This is a genomic window from Pseudomonas sp. 05N433 (assembly GCF_056396925.1).
Window position 1 is genome coordinate 17,364 of the sequence record NZ_JBFTML010000018.1, and the last position, 18,544, is coordinate 35,907.

The window sequence follows — 18,544 nt, forward strand, 5'->3', positions numbered from 1 at the left end:
CAATCCCCGAAACCTCGCGCAGGAATGTCCGTTTCGTCCTACATCCAGCACTGCGCACTTGGCTCTATCTTGAATGACTGGCTGGATCGATAAATCAACGCGAGAAAGAACAATGAACCGTGACATTGTCGTTCCGTTGGCCGAAGCAAAAAACAATCTGCCCAAACTCGTCGATGATGCAGCAGCCGGACAGATCATCACAATTGCCAAACATGGTCGGGCTCTTGCGCGTCTGGTTCCTGTAGGCAAACCCAGAGGTCAGCGGATCGGAGCGATGAAAGGCAAACTGGTGCTTCCGGAAGACTTTGACACCTCACTGCCTGACGACATGCTCGATGCTTTTGAAGGCGCTCAAGAATGAGGCGTCTCGAAAACCTGGACATTGGTGGCCCTTGCCCCACGTTTCGAGTGCCGTTTTTGCGTTTTGAGATTGGAGCTTTCAGGCGCCAAATTATGCAGTGCTACTCAGGTCGGCCCCGAAGCCATCACAGTTTCTTCACCATAGGAACGCAGGCCAGTTGAAGACCGGAGGGGGAATGGTAAACCGCGGGCTCCTCCCCAATGTAACCACAGCGTCGATAAAAGTCGGCGGCATTCAAAGTCGCATCCAGACGGACTTCCACCAGGCCAAGATCCCGCGCCAGATCTTCGAGAAAGCCCACGATACGCTTACCCAGGCCTCGTTCCATAAAGTCAGGATGTATAAAGATTGCGCCGATTTCGCGGTTCTCCGGATCCAGCATGCCTGTCGCCACAGGCTCACCCTGAACGCACCCCAGATAGAAATATTTTTCCATGAGCACACAGTAACCGTCCTCTGCTGCCCCCGATGTCCAGGTCAGCATTTGCTTCTCGGTATAGGCACCGATGCATTGATGTCGGATGGCTAGCCGCCGTATGTCGAATGCAGTCTGGGCATCGCTTTGGGTAGCTTTTCTAATTTCGAACATTTCACTCTCCATCAGCCATGTGCAGACGGAGAATCAAAAAGCCCCGTCCATCTCTGGCGGGGCTTTGGGTAAGACGTCAAATACCAAGCACGTATGACCTTATGGCCCGCCGGAAGCGGTCATAAAGGAACACATCATGTTCATTCGGCGTCGATCATTCATCGGCAGATAGTGCTGTGGATGATCCGATGAGTCAATCGCGAACGCCCCTTCCCCCCGGCATTACCCGAACAGTCTCACCGGACTGGTCGCTTTGTCCTACAGGCGTTTTTACGGCCRGGGTTTACCTTGAAAACGGGGGACGAAAAGGATGGCATCGAAGCCTTGACCTATTCGATTATCAAGACAACACTATACGCAGGTGACGTACAGAACATGGATGCTCTATTTATCGAATTACCTGCGTTTCAGAAACACCGAGACGATTACCTGGATGACGATCTGTTTCACAGTTTCCAGTTGGAGCTGCTGAAAAACCCCGAAGCGGGCGATCTCATTGAAGGCACGGGCGGGCTGCGAAAAATCCGCTTTTCCGATCAACGTCGCGGTAAAGGCAAGCGTAGCGGGCTTAGGGTGATTTATTACTGGTGGTCAGGTTTCGATCAATTCTGGCTGTTCACCGTGTATAGCAAAAACGAGCAAGACGACCTGTCGCCTTCCCAGAAAAAACTTTTCAGACAAACGCTGGATAGAGAAATCAACACGAGAACCCACTATGAAACGTGACATTTTTTCCGAACTGATGGAAGGCCTCGAAGCCTTGGCCGACGAGCGCCAAGGCAAGGTCACGCTGCGGACCCACAAGGTCAAGCTGCCGAAACTGGTACCCATCACTGCCGAGGAAGTGGTAGCCATCCGTCAACAGCTCAATCTTTCCCGGTCGGTGTTCGCCATGTATCTGCGCACCAACACCCGAACCCTCGAAAACTGGGAACAAGGACGGGCAACACCAAATGCCCAAGCCACGACACTGATCCGCTTGGTTGAACGCTTTCCGCAAACAATCGAACAACTCGCAGCGCTGACCTGAACGTGCAAGGTTGTCATTCCACGCACATGACGAAATTGTAATTCCCCCATCACCTTAGCGTTATCCGCAGCTTGCAACGATGTCACCCGGCGACCATGCCGGCGGGCCCTTGCCCGCCGAACAATAAAACCCACGCCGAAGCACGTTCCCGTTCTGCCGAACCCAAGGAGTGATTGATGGTTAACAATACAAAAATGTCGATAGCCGCTTTAGCGGTGGTTGTCGGCTCCGGGCCGTCCATGGTGTTGGCGGAAGAAAAACCCGAGGGGTTTATCGAGGGCAGCAGCCTGACGGTGCTCAACCGCAACTTATACTTCAATCGTGATCACCGTGACGGCCAGTCGAGTCCCACCGGCAATGGCTATTCCGAGGCCTGGGCTCACGCGGTCATCAGCAAGTTCGAATCCGGCTTTACCCAAGGCACCGTTGGATTCGGGGTCGATGCGTTTGCGATGATCGGCTTGAAACTCGATACCGGTGACGGGCGCAACGGTGGCCGTAGTTCTTTCGACGTGTTGCCGGTCGACAGCGATGGTCAGGCGCGGGATGAATACACCAAGGTCGGTGGCGCCGCCAAAGTGCGCGCCTTCGATACGGTGGTGAAGGTCGGCGATGTGTTCCCCGCCAACCCGGTGGTTGCGGCGGGTGACTCCCGACTGTTGCCGGAAAGCTTCCGGGGTGTCACGGCCACCAACACCAGTATCGAAGGTCTGTCGGTACAGGGTGGTCGCCTGCATGCGATGAGCCAGCCGGTGTCCAGCGACATGCGCGAAAACTTCGCGACCTTCTACGCCGGTCCAGTCAACTCACCGTGGATCGGCTATTTCGGTGGCGACTATGCACTGAACAAAAACCTCAGTTTCAGCCTGTATTCCAGTCGCCTCAAGGATGCCTGGAATCAGTATTACGCCGGCACCGCATGGACTTATCCGCTGTCGGATGACCTGTCGCTGTTCGGTGGCTTGAACTATTACAAGGCGGTCGACGAAGGCAAACAACTGCTCGGCGAGTTCGACAACAACATCTGGAGCGGCCGTGTCGGGGTGAAACTCGGCGCCCACTCCGTTGCCTTGTCGCACCAGCGCAACAATGGCAACGACGACTTCGATTACCTGCGCCAGTCCGACTCGATCTTCCTCGACAACTCCATCCAGTACAGCGACTTCAACTCGCCCAAGGAACGTTCCTGGATGGTGCGTTACGACCTCGATATGAGCAGCTATGGCGTGTCGGGTTTGTCGTTCATGACTCGTTACGCCCGCGGCACCGACGCCGATTACTCCAACGCCAACGCCGTTTACATGCGCCGCGATGCCGACGGCAACCCACTGACTGACCAGAAGCGCTGGGAGCGCGACATCGAAGTCAAATACGTGGTGCAGAGCGGCTCGCTGAAAGACATGTCTCTTCGTTTGCGCCAGGCCACCACCCGCGCCACGGCGTTTGAGTCGGATCTGGATGAAGTGCGGGTGATTGTCGAGTATCCGCTGGCGATTCTCTGACTTCACGGCTAATGCAAATTCACCTTTAGAAGCTCCTTGCTCCTTTGGTAAGAGGTGAATCTTTTGGCGTCCTTCGGGGCGCCTTTTTTATGCCCGTGAATTGAGCACTGCAGAAGCAGCCTTCGGCGACGCCTACAGGGTCGGCTTCTGTTTCGGGAGGGTTTGGTGTTGGCTTTTTCATGATTTCGGCATTCAGCGTGATGGTTAGAACTGACCCATTCGGTTCCACGCGAAAAGGAGGCAGCTGTACGCAGGTTGGAACCCGGGCCACTGAGCAAAACCCGACAGACTCGAAGTCTCCCGCGCACAGCCGCCATAACGGAGTGCACACATCAAGGTGCGCACGTCATGAAAGGCGCTTTTGCTTTCAGTGGAGCCGCGGGGTTCCAATTCCGATCACTGAATTGGCAGCGACAAACACAGGCTAGAGAGCGGACGTCCGACGGACAACCTGAAAACATTGTGGGAAGCCTCCCTACCTTCGCCATATCTGTTAAACATCCCGAATTGAAATACTCAACGTAGGTTGGAGGCCCTCTGTGCCCTCACCCGCCCTGTCGGCGGCAATCGCCTGCCACGGTGTATTTGATGGTATTGAGTTGGCCCTTTGAATCTTCATAGGTCATGGCAGTCGGCACCACGGAGCAGGCAACTTGCGGTCGCACAACGCTCACCACTTTGACCACATCCAACTTCATCCCGTATTCGTAATCTTTCACCACCGGCGCAGGTTTGCCCTGGTTGGCCGCGTATTGCTGCATGGCTTGGGCGTTGGCACTGAACGCCCTCTCAAACGTCCTGTCACCGCCGCCTTCTGCCAGCGCATTCAACGACATCGCCATCACACCGACGAACGCCATCAACTTAAAAACTTTCATATCCAGTACCTTCAAATCCAGGCTCAAAAAAAAGCCCACCATCGGCCTTCGATGACGGGCTAGTTCAGGTGCGACACGCTTACAAGTCTTTGGTCTTGTCGTCCTTTTTTTCATTCAACACGACGGGGTTACGCGCCTGTTCCTTGGCGACAAACGCCTCCACCGAACGGTCATTGGCCGCCATCATTTTCTCAAAGACTCTGTCGCCGCCACCTTCAGCCAAAACAACAGAAGACATCACCAACGCCGCTGCGAACGCACTCAGTTGTACAAGTTTCATGCTTGATTCCTCGTTTAATTAACTAACGGGATCAAGGTAACAATCCGAACCTTTCGTGACGGTGGCGCGCAAATTACATATCCGTTATGTAACCTGAAAGGCACCTGTGGCGAGGGAGCTTGCTCCCGCTGGGTCGCGAAGCGGCCCCTCCTTCACAAAAAAAGAAGGGGCCTGCTACGCAGTCCAGCGGGAGCAAGCTCCCTCGCCACAGATAGTGGTATGCCTGAAACATTGGCTTATGAGGTGGGACTCCTCTCCTCTTCACCTCGGTGCGCGAGCTGATACAGCGCCGGCAAAATCAGCAGCGTCAGGATGGTCGAAGACAGAATCCCGCCGATCACCACCGTCGCCAACGGTCGCTGCACCTCCGCACCCGTGCCGGTCGCCAAAGCCATGGGAATGAAGCCCAGGGACGCCACCAGCGCCGTCATCAACACCGGGCGCAGACGCGTGAGCRCACCCTCATTGATTGCATCAGCGAGCGAACGCCCCTCCTCCCGCAAATTGCGGATAAACGCGATCATCACCAGACCGTTGAGCACCGCCACCCCCGATAGCGCAATGAAACCAACGCCCGCCGAGATCGACAGCGGAATATCCCGCACCCACAAGGCCATGACGCCCCCGGTCAACGCAAACGGAATCCCGGTGAACACCAGCAAGCCATCCTTGAGGTTGTTGAACATCATGAACAGCAGCCCGAACACCAACAGCAAGGCCACCGGCACCACGATCTGCAAGCGTTTGGCCGCCGACTGCAACTGCTCGAACTGCCCGCCCCAGCCGGTCCAGTAACCCGCCGGAACCTGCACATCGCGCTCAATCACCTCACCGGTCTCTTTAACGAAGGAGCCAATATCGCGCCCACGCACGTTGGCGCTGACGATCACCAGCCGCTTGCCGTTTTCGCGGCTGACCTGATTCGGCCCGAGCACCAGATCAAGGCTGGCGACGTCCTTGAGGGCGATGAAGCCAATCTGATCGGCCGCGCCATTCAAAGGCGCCGGCACCGGAATCAGCAGCGCCGACAAACCTTCGATGTCCTTGCGCATGGCATCGGAAAGGCGCACCACCATGTCGAAACGCCGATCGCCTTCATACAGTGTCCCGGCCTGACGCCCGCCGACCGCCACCGCAATGGTGTCTTGCACGTCACCGACGTTGAGCCCGTAACGCGCCGCCTTGTCGCGGTCGATGTTGATGGTCAGCACCGGCAGGCCAGTGGTTTGCTCGACCTTGACCTCGGACGCGCCGTTGACCTTCTGCATGGCGGCAGCGACCTTCGCCGCCGTAGCGTTGAGCACGTCCATGTCATCCCCGAACACCTTGACCGCCACATCGCTGCGCACGCCGGAGATCAGTTCGTTGAAGCGCAACTGGATCGGCTGCGACAGTTCATAGTTGCTGCCCGGCAGCGTCGCGGCGGCTTGTTGCAGTTCGGCCATCAGGGTCTCGCGGGACTTGCCCGGATCCGGCCACTGCGCCTTCGGCTTGAGCATCACGTAGCTGTCGGAGATGTTCGGCGGCATCGGGTCGGAGGCGATTTCGGCGGTGCCGGTACGGGCGAACACACGCTCGACTTCGGGCACCTTGTTGAGAATCAAGGTCTCCAGACGCTGCTGCATATCCACCGATTGCGTGAGGCTGGTGCCCGGCACGCGCAAGGCTTGCAGGGCAAAATCGCCCTCACTGAGGCTCGGCACAAACTCGCTGCCCATGCGGCTGGTGAGCACGCCGCTGAGCACAATCACAGCCAGCGCCGCCCCAACCGCCATGGCGCGATGGGACATCACCCACGCCAGCGCCGGCGCATAAACGCGACGCGCGCCGCGCATGACCACGCCCTCTTCTTCCTTGACCTTGCCGGTGACAAACAACGCGATGGCCGCCGGCACAAAGGTCACCGACAACAGCATGGCGCCCAACAGCGCGATGACCACGGTGAAGGCCATCGGGTGGAACATTTTCCCTTCGACACCGCTCAGGGCGAAGATCGGCAGGTACACGACCATGATGATCAACTGGCCGAAAATCAGCGGCCGCCGCGCTTCTTTGGCCGCCGCGAATACTTCGTGGAAACGCTCGGAACGGCTCAGCAAACGCCCGTGATGCTGCTGCGCATGGGCCAGCCGTCGCAGGGTGTTTTCGACGATCACCACCGCGCCGTCGACGATGATGCCGAAGTCGAGGGCGCCGAGGCTCATCAGGTTGGCACTGACTTTGTTGGTGAACATGCCGGTGAAGGTGAACAGCATCGACAGCGGAATGACCATCGCGGTGATCAACGCCGCGCGGATGTTGCCCAGGAACAGGAACAGAATCGCGATGACCAGAATCGCCCCTTCCACCAGGTTCTTTTTCACCGTGGCGATGGCCTTGTCCACCAGGTGCGTGCGGTCATACACCGGCACCGCGATCACGCCTTTGGGCAGGGAACGATTGATCTGTTCAAGCCTGGTCGCCACTGCCTGGGAGACCGTTCGGCTGTTTTCGCCGATCAGCATGAACACCGTGCCCAGCACCACTTCGCGACCGTTTTCGGTGGCGGCACCGGTGCGCAGTTCGCGGCCGATGTCCACGGTCGCGACATTCTTGATCCGGATCGGCGTCCCGTCGACATTGGCCATCACGATATTGGCGATGTCGTCAGTGCTCGCCACTTGCCCGGGCGCGCGAATCAGCAGCTGCTCGCCGCTGCGCTCGATGTAACCGGCGCCGACGTTGGCGTTGTTGCGCTCCAGCGCCGTGACCAGATCGGTGAGGGTCAATTTGTAAGCCGCCAGCCGCTTCGGGTCGGGGGCGATCTGGTATTCCTTGGCGAATCCGCCGATGGTGTTGATCTCGGCCACACCGGGCACGTTGCGCAATTGCGGCTTGATGATCCAGTCCTGAATCACCCGCAAATCGGTTGGCGTGTAGGCGGTGCCGTCGTCCTTCAGCGCACCGTCCTGCGCCTCCACCGTCCACAGGAAAATCTCCCCGAGCCCGGTGGAAATCGGCCCCATCAGCGCTTCCGCGCCCTCGGGCAATTGCTCCCTGGCGATCTGCAAGCGCTCGTTGACCAATTGCCGGGCAAAGAACAGATCGGTGCCGTCCTTGAAGATCACCGTGACCTGCGACAGCCCCGAACGCGACAGCGAACGGGTCTGCTCCAGCGCCGGCAAACCGGCCATGGCGGTTTCAATCGGGAAGGTGATGCGCTGCTCGGTTTCCAGCGGCGAGAACCCGGCCGCGCCGGTGTTGATTTGCACCTGGACGTTGGTGATGTCGGGCACGGCGTCGATCGGCAGTTTTTGGTAACTGGCGATGCCGAGGCCGGCCATGAGGAGAACGGCGAGCAGCACGATGATGCGCTGCTCGATGGCAAACTGGATCAGGCGTTCGAACATGAGAACCTTCCGGTCGAGGTTGACGGATCAGTGGGAGCCTTCAATGAGAGTGCTCGGCCGAGGCTTTGCCCAATTCCGATTTGAGGACGAAGCTGCCGGCACTGGCGACTTGCACGCCCGGTTCCAGACCTTGGGTGACTTCCACCAGACCGGCCGCGCGACTGCCCAGCTCCACCGCTTGCGCCTTGAAGCCGTCATCGGTGCGCACGAACACCGTGGGTTTGTCCTCGACGGTCTGGATCGCGGTTTCAGGTACGGCGACCCTGGCTTGGCGACTGTCGGTCGCCACCAGCGCGGTGACGAACAGGCCGGGGCGCCACGAGCCTTGCGGATTTTCCAGGGCCACGCGGACCGTTGCAGTGCGGGTCTGTTCACCGAGCAAACTGCCGACGTAGGCCACGGTGCCGGCGACTTCAGCGTTGAGTTCCGGGGCGCTGACGGTGACCGGTTTGCCCACTTGTACCTTGGTCAGCTCCTTGGGCGAAACGCCGAACGTCACCCACACCCGCGACAGGTCGGAGAGGGTAAAAGCCGCCGAGGTTTCATCGACCACCTCCCCCGGCGTCAGGTGTTTTTCCACCACCACACCGTCGAACGGCGCACGCAGTTCATAGCGATTGCCGCCGGTGGCGACCACGCTGCCGCTGAGCACGCTGATTTTTTGCCGGGCATTGGTCAGGGCAATTTCGGCTTCTTCCAATGCCTGGCGTGCCTGAAGGAAATCCTGCTCGGCGGAGATCTTGTCCTGCCACAGTTTTTTCTCGCGTTCGTAGGTGGTGCGCGCCAAGGTCAGGCGCCGCTGCGCGGCAGCCTGTTCGCTGCGCTGATCAGAGATCTGCTGACTGGCGATCACCGCCAGCAACTGGCCCTTCTTCACCGGCTGCCCAAGATTGACCGATACCGACTCGACCACCCCGGGCACCCGAGGCACCACGTGCGCGGTACGGTCCTCGTCAAAGCGCACTTCGCCGGGGAACGGCAAGCCGAGGCTGATGTTCTGCGCCCGCGCTTCGGCCAGTTGAATGCCCGCCGCTGCGATCTGTTCGGTGCTCAGCTCCAGGTGCCCTTCTTCTGTATGTTCACCGTTGGCTGCTGTGCCTTCTTCAGCGTGACCGGCGTGTTCCGCCGCTTCATCGGCGTGAGCGTCGATGGACGCATTTCCCGGCCACATCGAGCCAATACCAATGCCCAGCGCCAACGTCGCCGCAGCCACCACGATCAGTTTTTTTTCCATGGAAACTCCTCTGCGCCATACCATCGCGCAGTGATTTGAAAGATGAAATTCAAGGGCTGACGGTGAGGTCGCCGAAGATGCGTTCGATGCGTACTCGCGCGTCCGTCGCCTCGCTGACGGCCTGGATGTATTGGCTGCGTGCGCTGATCAGGGTGCGCTGGGCGTCGAGCACATCGAGGAAGCCGAACTTGCCCATTTCGAAACCGCGTGTGGCGCTGTCGACCGCACTTTGCGCGGCGGGCAGGATGGTCTGGTTGAACGCTTCGACTTCGCCATTGGCGGTCTGCCATTGCTCAAGGGTGGTCTGGATTTCCGTGCGCAAACGCAGCTCGGTGGCGTTGCGCAGGTCCCGCGCCTGATCGCTGCGCCGGGCTGCCGCCAGCACGTTGCCCTGATTGCGGTTGAACAGCGGAATCGGCAGCGACAGCCCGACCACGTTGACCCGCTCGCGCTCGGTTGCGCTGTATTGACTGCCAATGCTCACGGTCAGATCGGGAATGCGTTGCGACTTTTCCAGACCCAATGAGGCTTCGCGCTGATCGATCTGCAATTTGGCCAGACGCAGCTCGGCGGTCTCGTTCAGGCGCTCCAGCAATCGACTTGCCGATGGCACGGTGGGCATGCTTTGCGCGGCCGCTTGCACGGTGGTCGAGGTTGGCCACGGTGCGCCCATGACCTGCGCCAATTGCTGGTAGGCGTTGGCCCGATCGCGTTCGGCGCGGCTCAGTTCCAGGCGCACTTCGGAGAGTTGCACGTGCGCCCGGGTGCCTTCGACTGGCGATGATTTGCCGGCCTCGATGCGTCCTTGGGCGATGCGCAAACCGTGTTCGGCCAGTTGCAGCGACTGGCGGGACAACTGCAAGCGTTGTTGCGCGGTCCGGGCGCTGTTGAACGCCTGAATCACATCGGCGCGCAAGGCATTGCGCTTGCGCTCCCACTCGATCCCGGCGGCGTCCTGCGCGCGGCTGGCGACGTCGATCCGTGCACTACGTTTGCCGCCCAGTTCGATCGGTTGGCTGAGCATCACCGTGGTGGTTCGCGAATCGCGCCGGGTGTCTTCGGCCTCCCACGACACTTCGGGGTTGGGGATCAGACCGGCCTGTTTGCGCTCACCCTCGGCGATGCCGATTTCCCACTGCGCAGCCGCCAGATCCGGGTTACCGGCAAATGCCGTTTGCAGGGCTTGATCGAGGGTCAGGGTGGATGCATGCACAAGCCCCGTGCCGGCCAGCCACACAACGCTGGCCGTCACTGTCCTCGCTGTTTTTTTCAGGCGTGCTCGCGCCGTCCGTTCTTTTAAACCGGGCAATGGAAGACTTCCTTTATTCAAGAATCTTTGATGCCGCCACGGTAGGGTTTTGAACTTATCGGCAAGGTGACTGGAACATTACAAATCCGTCATCCACGGTTTATGGAAGTTGTTTTGATCTAGGATGCGAAGTGCGAAAGGCGACATAGCAATACATGGAAACAAATACACGGTAGTTATCTGCCAAACAGCACTTGCCTGAATGTGGCGCATGGGCATTCGGGCTTGCCTGCTGCGACAGGCTGTCGCAGACGACCCTATTAAGGGCTCAAGACCCAGCATTTCAGTTGACCCTGTAGCCACTACAGCCTTTACCTTGCACGCCATCACACAGGGAAACCGCCGTAGGAAACCAGCAACTCACAATCTCTAGTCGTTATTCAAATCCGTCCGGAAGCCCCTACAAAAACAACAACTTTCCTGGCCACCTTAATTAAATATCCATTAAATAAAAGTGGTGATAGATCATGCGAATCCTTGTCGTCGAGGACGAGCTTAAAGCTGCCGAATACTTGCATCAGGGACTGACGGAAAGTGGTTATATCGTTGACCACGCGGCCACTGGCGCCGATGGACTGCATCTGGCGCAACAGCAGGCATATGACCTGGTGATCCTGGATGTGAACCTGCCGGAACTCGATGGCTGGGGCGTGCTGGAGCAATTGCGTCGCACCCATTCCACCCGGGTGATGATGCTCACCGCGCGCGGGCGTCTGGCCGACAAGATTCGTGGTCTGGATCTGGGTGCCGACGATTATCTGGTCAAGCCATTCGAGTTTCCGGAATTGCTGGCGCGGGTGCGCACGCTGATGCGCCGCAGCGAAAACATCCCGGTGCCGCAGGTGCTCAAAGTCGCCGACCTGGAACTTGATCCGGGCCGTCATCGCGCCTTTCGCGGCGAGCAGCGCATCGACCTGACCACCAAGGAGTTCGCCCTGCTGCATCTGCTGATGCGCCAGTCCGGGGAAGTACTGACCCGCACCCAGATCATTTCGCTGGTGTGGGACATGAATTTCGACTGCGACACCAACGTGGTCGAAGTGTCGATCCGGCGTTTGCGGGCGAAGATCGACGACCCGTTCGACAGCAAACTGATCCACACCCTGCGCGGTGTCGGCTATGTGCTGGAGGCGCGGGAATGAAGCCGGCCAGCCTGTCGATGCGCCTGGGCCTGACGGTGAGTATTCTCGGCGCGCTACTGGTGGTGTTCCTGGCGATCCTTGCCTACTTTGCCCTGACCCATGAGTTGAACGCGTTATCCAGAAACAGCCTGGCCCAGAAGGTGGAACAGGTGGAACACAGCCTGTCGCTGTACGCCGATGCCGCAGAAATTCGTTCGGCGCCGCACATTCTGCTCGATCAGGTCATGGGCCATGACAACCTCACCCTGACGATTTATGACCGCAGTAACTTGCGCACGCCGCTGTTGAAATCCGGCTCCGGCATGGCCGACCCGCGCCTTGAACGCAAGGCAGTACTGGCTGCCGACGAACCACTGGCGTTCTCCGACGGCACCGACGATCAAGGCAAGCGCTACCTGACCGCTTCTCGGTTGGTCCGCATCAAGGACGGCACCCGCGTCCCGGTGCTGCTGTCGATGGACGATGCCCACAATCAGGCGTTGCTCAGCGCCTATCTGCGCTCGACGCTGATTGCTTTGCCGTTGCTGCTGATCTTCATCGGCCTCAGTGCCTGGGCCGCCGTACAGCGGGGGCTGATGCCGTTGCGCGAGTTTCGCAAAGTGGCGGCGATGGTCTCGACGCAAGACCTCGGCCATCGGCTGTCGGTGCTCGACATGCCCCAGGAACTCAGTGAGCTGGCCCAGGGGATCAACGTCATGCTGGATCGCCTCGACAATGGTGTGCAGCAGTTGTCGCAGTTCTCCGATGACCTGGCCCATGAACTGCGCACGCCGATCAACAATCTGATGGGCAAGGCACAGGTGACGCTGTCCCGGGAACGCACGGCCGAGGCGTACAAAAACGTCTTGGTGTCCTGCACCGAAGAGCTGGAGCGTGTTGCGCGGATTGTCTCGGACATGCTGTTTCTGGCGCAGGCCAGTAACCCCGCAGCGCTCACATCTTTCGAGTCGGTCGCCCTGGAAGAAGAAGTCGAAAAAGTGGCCGACCTGTTTTCCTTGTCGGCGCAAGACAAGCGCATCAGCCTGAGCGTGACCGGCAGCGCGCGCGTGCTGGGCGACCGGCTGATGATTCAACGGGCGATCTCGAACCTGCTGTCCAACGCCCTGCGCCACTGTCCGGCCGGGCAAACGGTTTCGCTGCACATTGAGCAAGAGGCGACACAGGTTGCACTGGAAGTCAGCAACCCCGGCGCGGGCATCGAAGCGCAGCATCTGCCGCACCTGTTCGACCGCTTTTACCGGGTCGACAGCAGCCGCTCCCGCTCACAAGGCAGCACCGGACTGGGCCTGGCCATCGTGCGCTCGATCATGAGCCTGCATCAGGGGGTGGCACAGGTTAAAAGCTCGCCTGGGACGTTGACGGTGTTTCGATTGGGATTTCCCACCCCCGATGAATAGATGCCCAGTCATTCAACCTGCATTTTTTCTGAAACGCCTTCATACGCGATAGGAAAAATCGTCGCGCGAAGAACCCTGAAGAGCCACAAAAGTCAGTCATCACGATTTCGCACCTCCATGCAGCTGAAATTTCCGACAAGTGCATGCGTCGAAATCGTTGGGGCGGGTATGTCCCGCAATACCGTCCCATTCAACACCCGCCGATGCGTCACGAAAAAAATCGTCAAGCCGACAATTGATGTGTACGTATTTCAACACCCCTTGAATATGGTTTTTGAAACTTCCTGTCATTTTTGACCGAGCCAATACCTGCCTTATACATTTGCTCCGTGCTCGATACAGCACATCCAATGTCTAACAAAAAGAGAGTTTAATCATGGGTTATATGGGTAACTGGAACGCCAACAAAGTGATCGACCTTGAACAACAGGAAGCGCCTACGCCAGAGCAGGTTGAAGAACTGCAACTGACTGAGGCTGAACAGTCCGAACTGGAAGCCGTATAAAAAACGGGGGGCCGGCGCCCCCCGTTTCTCGAGGGAGCGAACAATGGGTTTCACACTAGCCGAACGAGAACTCACCCTGGAGCAAGCTGAACAGCGGATTCACGCTGAACTTGATGGCTTGGGCCTGCGTGTCGACACCCGCACACTGGGTCAGCAGATTGTCGCGGTCCATGCCTCTGCCAGCTCCAGCGATCAGCACCACACCGCCAGGGGATCAGGTAAAGGCTACCCGCGCCACGCCCGTGTCGGTGCACTTTACGAAATGCTGGAACACTATTTAAGTGACCACTTGGATACATCCGACATTCACTATGTAGCCCCGCGCTATTTTTCCGACACATCACTATTTACTGACGACACTGCCCTGGCACTTATCGCCGAACAACCCAATGCCATAACAGCCTGCCGACAGTATACGAATGTTCTAAAGCACACTTCATTTACATACCCGGTCGCTTTATGCACACCCGGTTATTCACGACGAACACCGATACAAGACACAACCAACTATGGCGCACTGCAACGTTATGCCAGTAATAGCGGAACCGCTATTGGCGCAACTTACAACGAGGCGGTTTTGCATGCTGCCAATGAATGTATTGAGCGCGATGCGGTTTCGTTGTTCTTGCTGGAGCATTTTTACTACGAAAACCACGCGCCCCTGCGCCGCGTCGCACGCATGTCCGATCACGACGAGCTGGGTCGGCTGTGGCTGGACGCCGAAGCGGAGATCGGTGCCGAGATCGTCCTTGTCGACATCAGCACCGAATTCCTGCCGCGAACCTTTCTGGCCTTTTCAGCCGCGCCATGCACTCACCCGCGAGTCTTCGGCACCGGTTGCTCGATCGATGCCAGGCATGGCGCATGGCGAGCACTTACCGAACTGGTTCAGTTACATCTTTGGTCCTCGGAGCCTGAACTGAGAGACTATCTGAGCAACGCTCAGCGGCATCTGACGGCCTTTCCTCGCCTGTTGCGCTGCCTGCGATTCGATCTGCATCCGCTGTTGAACCTGTGCGAGCAACAAACGGTAGTCTTGCCCGATGCTCGTGATGAACGACCATTGGCCGAGCAAATCAGCTTGCTGGCCGAAGACCTGCATCGGTATGGGCGCACGCTGGGCATTGCACCGCTTCACCAGACCGCCCTCGGCACCACGCTGGTCAATGTCGTCATTCCGGGGCTGGAGCGATTTTTCGTAGTCTCCAGCGGCAACGTGGTTATCCCGCAGGCGCGGGGACGGCGCTTGGAAAGGCGACATGGAGCGCCGGCATGAACGCTCGATCGGCAACGACTGCCCTCCATCGAGAACAGCGCTTGGCTCAATCCTTCGTCCGTCATGTGGCATCCCCTGGCAAACTCGATCGTTACATCGAGCCCTTGGGGCCGGGGCTCCATCAGCTCTTCGTTCTGCGCGTGAATGGCTGCGACTGGGTGGGCCGAAAAGTCCTGCAACACACTGACACTGACGGCTGGCATATCAACAGCCTGCTCAGGCCCTGGATGTTGCTCGGACCGCTCGCTGAGTGGCATTGGGGCAATGAAGGTGCAGAGATCTATTTTCGAGGAGTTACCCGACAAGAAAAGGAAACGGCTTTCCACGTTGCGCAGACTAAACCGGACAGCGAGGTGTGTTTCCCGCTTCCTGTCACTGATGACACGGGCCTGGAGTTTGTTTGCCCGCCCGAATACTGGCAGTGCAATGAATCGCTCGCCAAGCAACTGGATGCCGACGAAAGCCACTTTCGCCAGCATTGCGCAACGTTACTCAAGACGATATCGAGTCCCGGCGCGGTGATCCATGATCCGGCGTGCTCGACTGGGGAATTCATTGCGCACCTGGCCCGCGAACTCCCCGACCGACATTGCCTGGGCTCCGATCGTTCGGCGTCGATGATCGAACATGCAAAAAATCGTCATGGCACCTCATCTGCCGAATTTTATCTGGCCGATGCCCGAAACATTGCCTCTGCCGGCATCAAATGTGATGTGCTGATACTGCGTTTCCTCAATGCCGAAGTCATGACTCGCGCCGATGCGCAGCAGACATTGCACGATATGGCACCGTGCGTGAATCCGGGAGGCACGATTATCGTTTTCGGCCATACGCCGGTACTGATTTCCGTTCCCTACATGGCCCAGATCCTGAAACTGCAGGTGATTTCCAGTGTAGCGGCCCGCCCCGGGCACACGGAGCTGTTCCAGTTCTACAGGCTGAAGGTTCCCATCTGATGGTGGTCTCCCCGATCAATGGCTACTACCCGACTCGTGACGGCCACCATCTCTATTGGGAGCGGCACGGCACCCCCGGCAGCGAACCGATATTTTTCCTGCATGGCGGGCCGGGTGGTCGTAGCGCCCTCCATCATCTTGAGTTCTTCGATCTGCGATGTTTCGATATCATTTTGTTCGACCAGCGAGGCTGCGGGCGCTCCCTTCCCCTCGGCGAGCTCCAGCACAACAGCACTGGGCTGTCCGTTGAAGACATCGATGCCCTGCGTCGGCATTTTGGTTTCGAAAAAATCAGTTTGCTGGGCATTTCATGGGGAAGCTGGTTGGCCATCCAATACCAGCAGCGCTATCCCGACGCCATTCTGAAAACCACGTTGGTCTCGGTGTTCATACCATTTGTTGCGAACGTAAGCGCCTACGATAAAACCTTGAGCGAAGGTTTATCTCAATTCGCCATTGGCTCCCACGACGCCAGTGCGCGGGGTATCTACCAGCTACTGAGCAATGGTTGCGAGGTGCAAAAGCGTCAGGCTGCCATCCACTGGCTGCAGGCTATTTTGCAATTGAACGGGCAATCGATGTGCCCGCACGCACTCGAAGACTTCGTTGATGAAGAAGCGGTGCGCGCCATCTGCCTGGAGTTGCATTACCACGTTAATCACTATTTCTTCACACGGGCGGACGAGCGTCTCCGGGTCGATGCCGATACCCTGGTGATACAAGGCATCAAAGACACCTTCGGCATGTCCAGCGTACGTTGGCTTCGCCAGCGCCAGAACATCCGTTGTCGTCTGCTCCACGCCGGGCACAACGCCTTCGACCTCGCGGTAATGAGAACCGTACGCCAGTCGCTGAAACGAGAAAGTGGGCATAAATAGAAACGGCACCCGAAGGTGCCGTTCGACGTCGCAGGCCGATCTGTTACTTACGCGCCACCTCCCACGATTTCAGCAGTTCGGCATAGCTCACGGTTTCACCCTTGGGCTTCTCGTTAGCCAGTTTCGGCTTCGGTGCGCCCGGTTGGTCGAACCAGTATTGCGCGTCGCGTTCCGGGTTCATTTTCGGCGCGCAAGTGGCCTGGGCCTTGGAGCGTTCCAGACGGGTCATGATCGCGTCCTGATCCTTGGCCAGACCATCGAGCGCCTGTTGCGGGGTTTTCTCGCCGCTGGCGGCTTCGGCGATGTGGCTCCACCACAACTGTGCCAGACGCGGATAGTCCGGCACGTTGGTGCCGGTCGGGGTCCATTGCACCCGCGCCGGGCTACGATAGAACTCGACCAGGCCACCGAGCTTCGGCGCCAGGTCGGTCATGGCTTGAGAGTTGATGTCCGACTCGCGGATCGGTGTCAGGCCGACGATGGTTTTCTTCAGCGACACGGTTTTCGAGGTCACGAACTGCGCGTACAGCCAGGCCGCGAGTTTCTGTTTCTCAGGCGTGGACTTCATGAATGTCCAGGAACCCACGTCCTGATACCCAAGCTTCATGCCCTCTTCCCAGTACGGCCCTCTCGGCGACGGCGCCATGCGCCACTTCGGCGTACCGTCGGCGTTCACCACCGGCAGGCCCGGTTTGGTCATGTCGGCGGTAAAGGCGGAGTACCAGAAGATCTGTTGGGCAATGTTGCCCTGAGACGGTACCGGGCCAGACTCGGAAAAGGTCATGCCCGCTGCTTCCGGCGGCGCATAGGCCTTCATCCAGTCGACATATTTCTGCGTCGCGAACACCGCCGCCGGGCCGTTGGTATCGCCGCCACGGGTCACGCTGGAACCGACCGGATGGCAGTCCTCGACACGGATGCCCCACTCGTCCACCGGCAAGCCGTTGGGCAGCCCCTTGTCGCCGCCGCCGGCCATGGAGAACCAGGCATCGGTGAAGCGCCAGCCCAGGGATGGATCCTTCTTGCCGTAGTCCATGTGCCCGTAGATGCGTTTGCCGTCGATTTCCTTGACGTCTTCGCTGAAGAATTTGGCGATGTCTTCATAGGCCGACCAGTTCACTGGCACGCCCAATTCGTAGCCGTACTTTTCCTTGAATTTTGCTTTCAGGTCCGCCCGATCAAACCAGTCGGCGCGGAACCAATACARGTTGGCGAACTGCTGGTCGGGCAGCTGATAGATCTTGCCGTCCGGCGCGGTGGTGAAGGAAATGCCGATGAAGTCCTTGATGTCGAGGGTCGGCGAGGTGAAGTTCTTGCCTTCGTTGGCCATCAGGTCGGTGATCGACTCGGTCTTGCCATAGCGAAAGTGCGTACCGATCAGGTCGGAGTCGTTGACCCAGCCGTCATAGATGCTCTTGTCCGACTGCATCACGGTCTGCAGCTTTTCCACCACATCGCCTTCTTGCAGCAAGTCGTGGGTGACTTTGATCCCGGTGATCTCGGTGAAGGCCTTGGCCAGCACCTTGGACTCGTATTCATGGGTGGTCAGGGTTTCCGAGACAACCTTGATGTCCATCCCGCGAAACGGCTCGGCCGCCTTGATGAACCACTTCAATTCCGCGAGTTGCTGATCGGCCGTCAAGGTGGACGGTTTGAATTCGCCGCCGATCCACTTTTTCGCAGCGTCTTCGTAGGCATCAGCCCAGGCCGATGCGCTCAATCCGCTGAGTGCCAGCATGGCTGCCAGTGAAATGCTATGTCGCAGCTTATTGTTTTTGTCGAACATAGAGACCTCCTTTATGGGTTTCGGAGCAACAT

The 18,544-nt window shown here is 58.5% G+C and carries 17 protein-coding genes; 10 read left to right on the forward strand and 7 right to left on the reverse strand.

The genetic code is table 11. The features are described from left to right. The first annotated feature begins 112 nt into the window (after positions 1-112). Positions 113-361 (forward strand): type II toxin-antitoxin system Phd/YefM family antitoxin, encoded by a 249-nt coding sequence (locus tag AC1DIS_RS12100; RefSeq protein WP_064618793.1) that lies wholly within the window; start codon positions 113-115, stop codon positions 359-361. A 124-nt stretch (positions 362-485) separates the two neighbouring features. Here AC1DIS_RS12100 and AC1DIS_RS12105 read toward each other — a convergent pair whose 3' ends face one another. Continuing rightward, entirely contained in the window at positions 486-950 is a 465-nt protein-coding gene (locus AC1DIS_RS12105; protein ID WP_258612365.1) for a GNAT family N-acetyltransferase, read from the reverse strand. A 375-nt stretch (positions 951-1,325) separates the two neighbouring features. Between AC1DIS_RS12105 and AC1DIS_RS12110 the strand changes: the two genes are divergently transcribed. The 3 genes from AC1DIS_RS12110 to AC1DIS_RS12120 all read left to right on the forward strand — a co-directional run bounded on the left by AC1DIS_RS12110 (position 1,326) and on the right by AC1DIS_RS12120 (position 3,482). Then, positions 1,326-1,676, forward strand: a complete 351-nt coding sequence (locus AC1DIS_RS12110; RefSeq protein ID WP_064621318.1) for a type II toxin-antitoxin system RelE/ParE family toxin — start codon at positions 1,326-1,328, stop codon at positions 1,674-1,676. Next, positions 1,666-1,980, forward strand: coding sequence for a helix-turn-helix domain-containing protein (locus AC1DIS_RS12115; protein ID WP_007940887.1), 315 nt, complete (start codon positions 1,666-1,668; stop codon positions 1,978-1,980). The genes AC1DIS_RS12110 and AC1DIS_RS12115 overlap by 11 nt, the downstream gene beginning before the upstream one ends. 176 nt (positions 1,981-2,156) lie before the next feature. Continuing rightward, positions 2,157-3,482: an OprD family porin gene (locus AC1DIS_RS12120; protein ID WP_138867905.1), complete on the forward strand. Its 1,326-nt coding sequence runs from the start codon at positions 2,157-2,159 to the stop codon at positions 3,480-3,482. 545 nt (positions 3,483-4,027) lie between these two features. Here the strand turns inward: AC1DIS_RS12120 and AC1DIS_RS12125 are convergent. From AC1DIS_RS12125 to AC1DIS_RS12145, 5 genes are all read right to left on the reverse strand, one after another. Then, positions 4,028-4,360 (reverse strand): DUF2790 domain-containing protein, encoded by a 333-nt coding sequence (locus AC1DIS_RS12125; RefSeq protein ID WP_086945151.1) that lies wholly within the window; start codon positions 4,358-4,360, stop codon positions 4,028-4,030. Positions 4,361-4,439: 79 nt separating this feature from the next. Continuing rightward, on the reverse strand, positions 4,440-4,640 hold the full coding sequence (locus tag AC1DIS_RS12130; RefSeq protein WP_413695366.1) for a co-regulatory protein PtrA N-terminal domain-containing protein: 201 nt from the start codon (positions 4,638-4,640) through the stop codon (positions 4,440-4,442). Positions 4,641-4,876: 236 nt separating this feature from the next. Further along, positions 4,877-8,029 carry a CusA/CzcA family heavy metal efflux RND transporter gene (locus AC1DIS_RS12135; protein WP_477780894.1) on the reverse strand — a complete coding sequence of 1,051 codons (3,153 nt, stop codon included), beginning with the start codon at positions 8,027-8,029 and terminating at the stop codon, positions 4,877-4,879. A 40-nt stretch (positions 8,030-8,069) separates the two neighbouring features. Beyond that, on the reverse strand, positions 8,070-9,263 hold the full coding sequence (locus AC1DIS_RS12140; RefSeq protein ID WP_477743707.1) for an efflux RND transporter periplasmic adaptor subunit: 1,194 nt from the start codon (positions 9,261-9,263) through the stop codon (positions 8,070-8,072). A gap of 49 nt (positions 9,264-9,312) precedes the next feature. After that, complete coding sequence (locus AC1DIS_RS12145; protein WP_477743708.1) at positions 9,313-10,572, reverse strand: TolC family protein; 1,260 nt, start codon at positions 10,570-10,572, stop codon at positions 9,313-9,315. 467 nt (positions 10,573-11,039) lie between these two features. On the opposite strand from AC1DIS_RS12145, the gene AC1DIS_RS12150 reads away from it, so the two are divergent. The 6 genes from AC1DIS_RS12150 to AC1DIS_RS12175 all read left to right on the forward strand — a co-directional run bounded on the left by AC1DIS_RS12150 (position 11,040) and on the right by AC1DIS_RS12175 (position 16,726). Continuing rightward, positions 11,040-11,714 (forward strand): heavy metal response regulator transcription factor, encoded by a 675-nt coding sequence (locus AC1DIS_RS12150; protein ID WP_007940896.1) that lies wholly within the window; start codon positions 11,040-11,042, stop codon positions 11,712-11,714. Further along, on the forward strand, positions 11,711-13,111 hold the full coding sequence (locus AC1DIS_RS12155) for a heavy metal sensor histidine kinase (protein WP_086944992.1): 1,401 nt from the start codon (positions 11,711-11,713) through the stop codon (positions 13,109-13,111). The genes AC1DIS_RS12150 and AC1DIS_RS12155 overlap by 4 nt, the downstream gene beginning before the upstream one ends. Before the next feature lie 376 nt (positions 13,112-13,487). After that, the gene (locus AC1DIS_RS12160; protein WP_256597110.1) at positions 13,488-13,616 is read left to right on the forward strand and encodes a hypothetical protein; all 129 of its coding nucleotides are present in this window, start codon (positions 13,488-13,490) and stop codon (positions 13,614-13,616) included. Between the two features lie 43 nt (positions 13,617-13,659). Continuing rightward, positions 13,660-14,892, forward strand: coding sequence for a YcaO-like family protein (locus AC1DIS_RS12165; protein WP_477743709.1), 1,233 nt, complete (start codon positions 13,660-13,662; stop codon positions 14,890-14,892). After that, complete coding sequence (locus AC1DIS_RS12170; RefSeq protein WP_111454070.1) at positions 14,889-15,848, forward strand: class I SAM-dependent methyltransferase; 960 nt, start codon at positions 14,889-14,891, stop codon at positions 15,846-15,848. Before AC1DIS_RS12165 ends, AC1DIS_RS12170 begins: the two co-directional genes overlap by 4 nt. Then, complete coding sequence (locus tag AC1DIS_RS12175; protein WP_477743710.1) at positions 15,848-16,726, forward strand: alpha/beta fold hydrolase; 879 nt, start codon at positions 15,848-15,850, stop codon at positions 16,724-16,726. Before AC1DIS_RS12170 ends, AC1DIS_RS12175 begins: the two co-directional genes overlap by 1 nt. 43 nt (positions 16,727-16,769) lie before the next feature. Here AC1DIS_RS12175 and AC1DIS_RS12180 read toward each other — a convergent pair whose 3' ends face one another. Next, positions 16,770-18,512 carry an ABC transporter substrate-binding protein gene (locus AC1DIS_RS12180; protein ID WP_064618814.1) on the reverse strand — a complete coding sequence of 581 codons (1,743 nt, stop codon included), beginning with the start codon at positions 18,510-18,512 and terminating at the stop codon, positions 16,770-16,772. Positions 18,513-18,544: the final 32 nt, after the last annotated feature.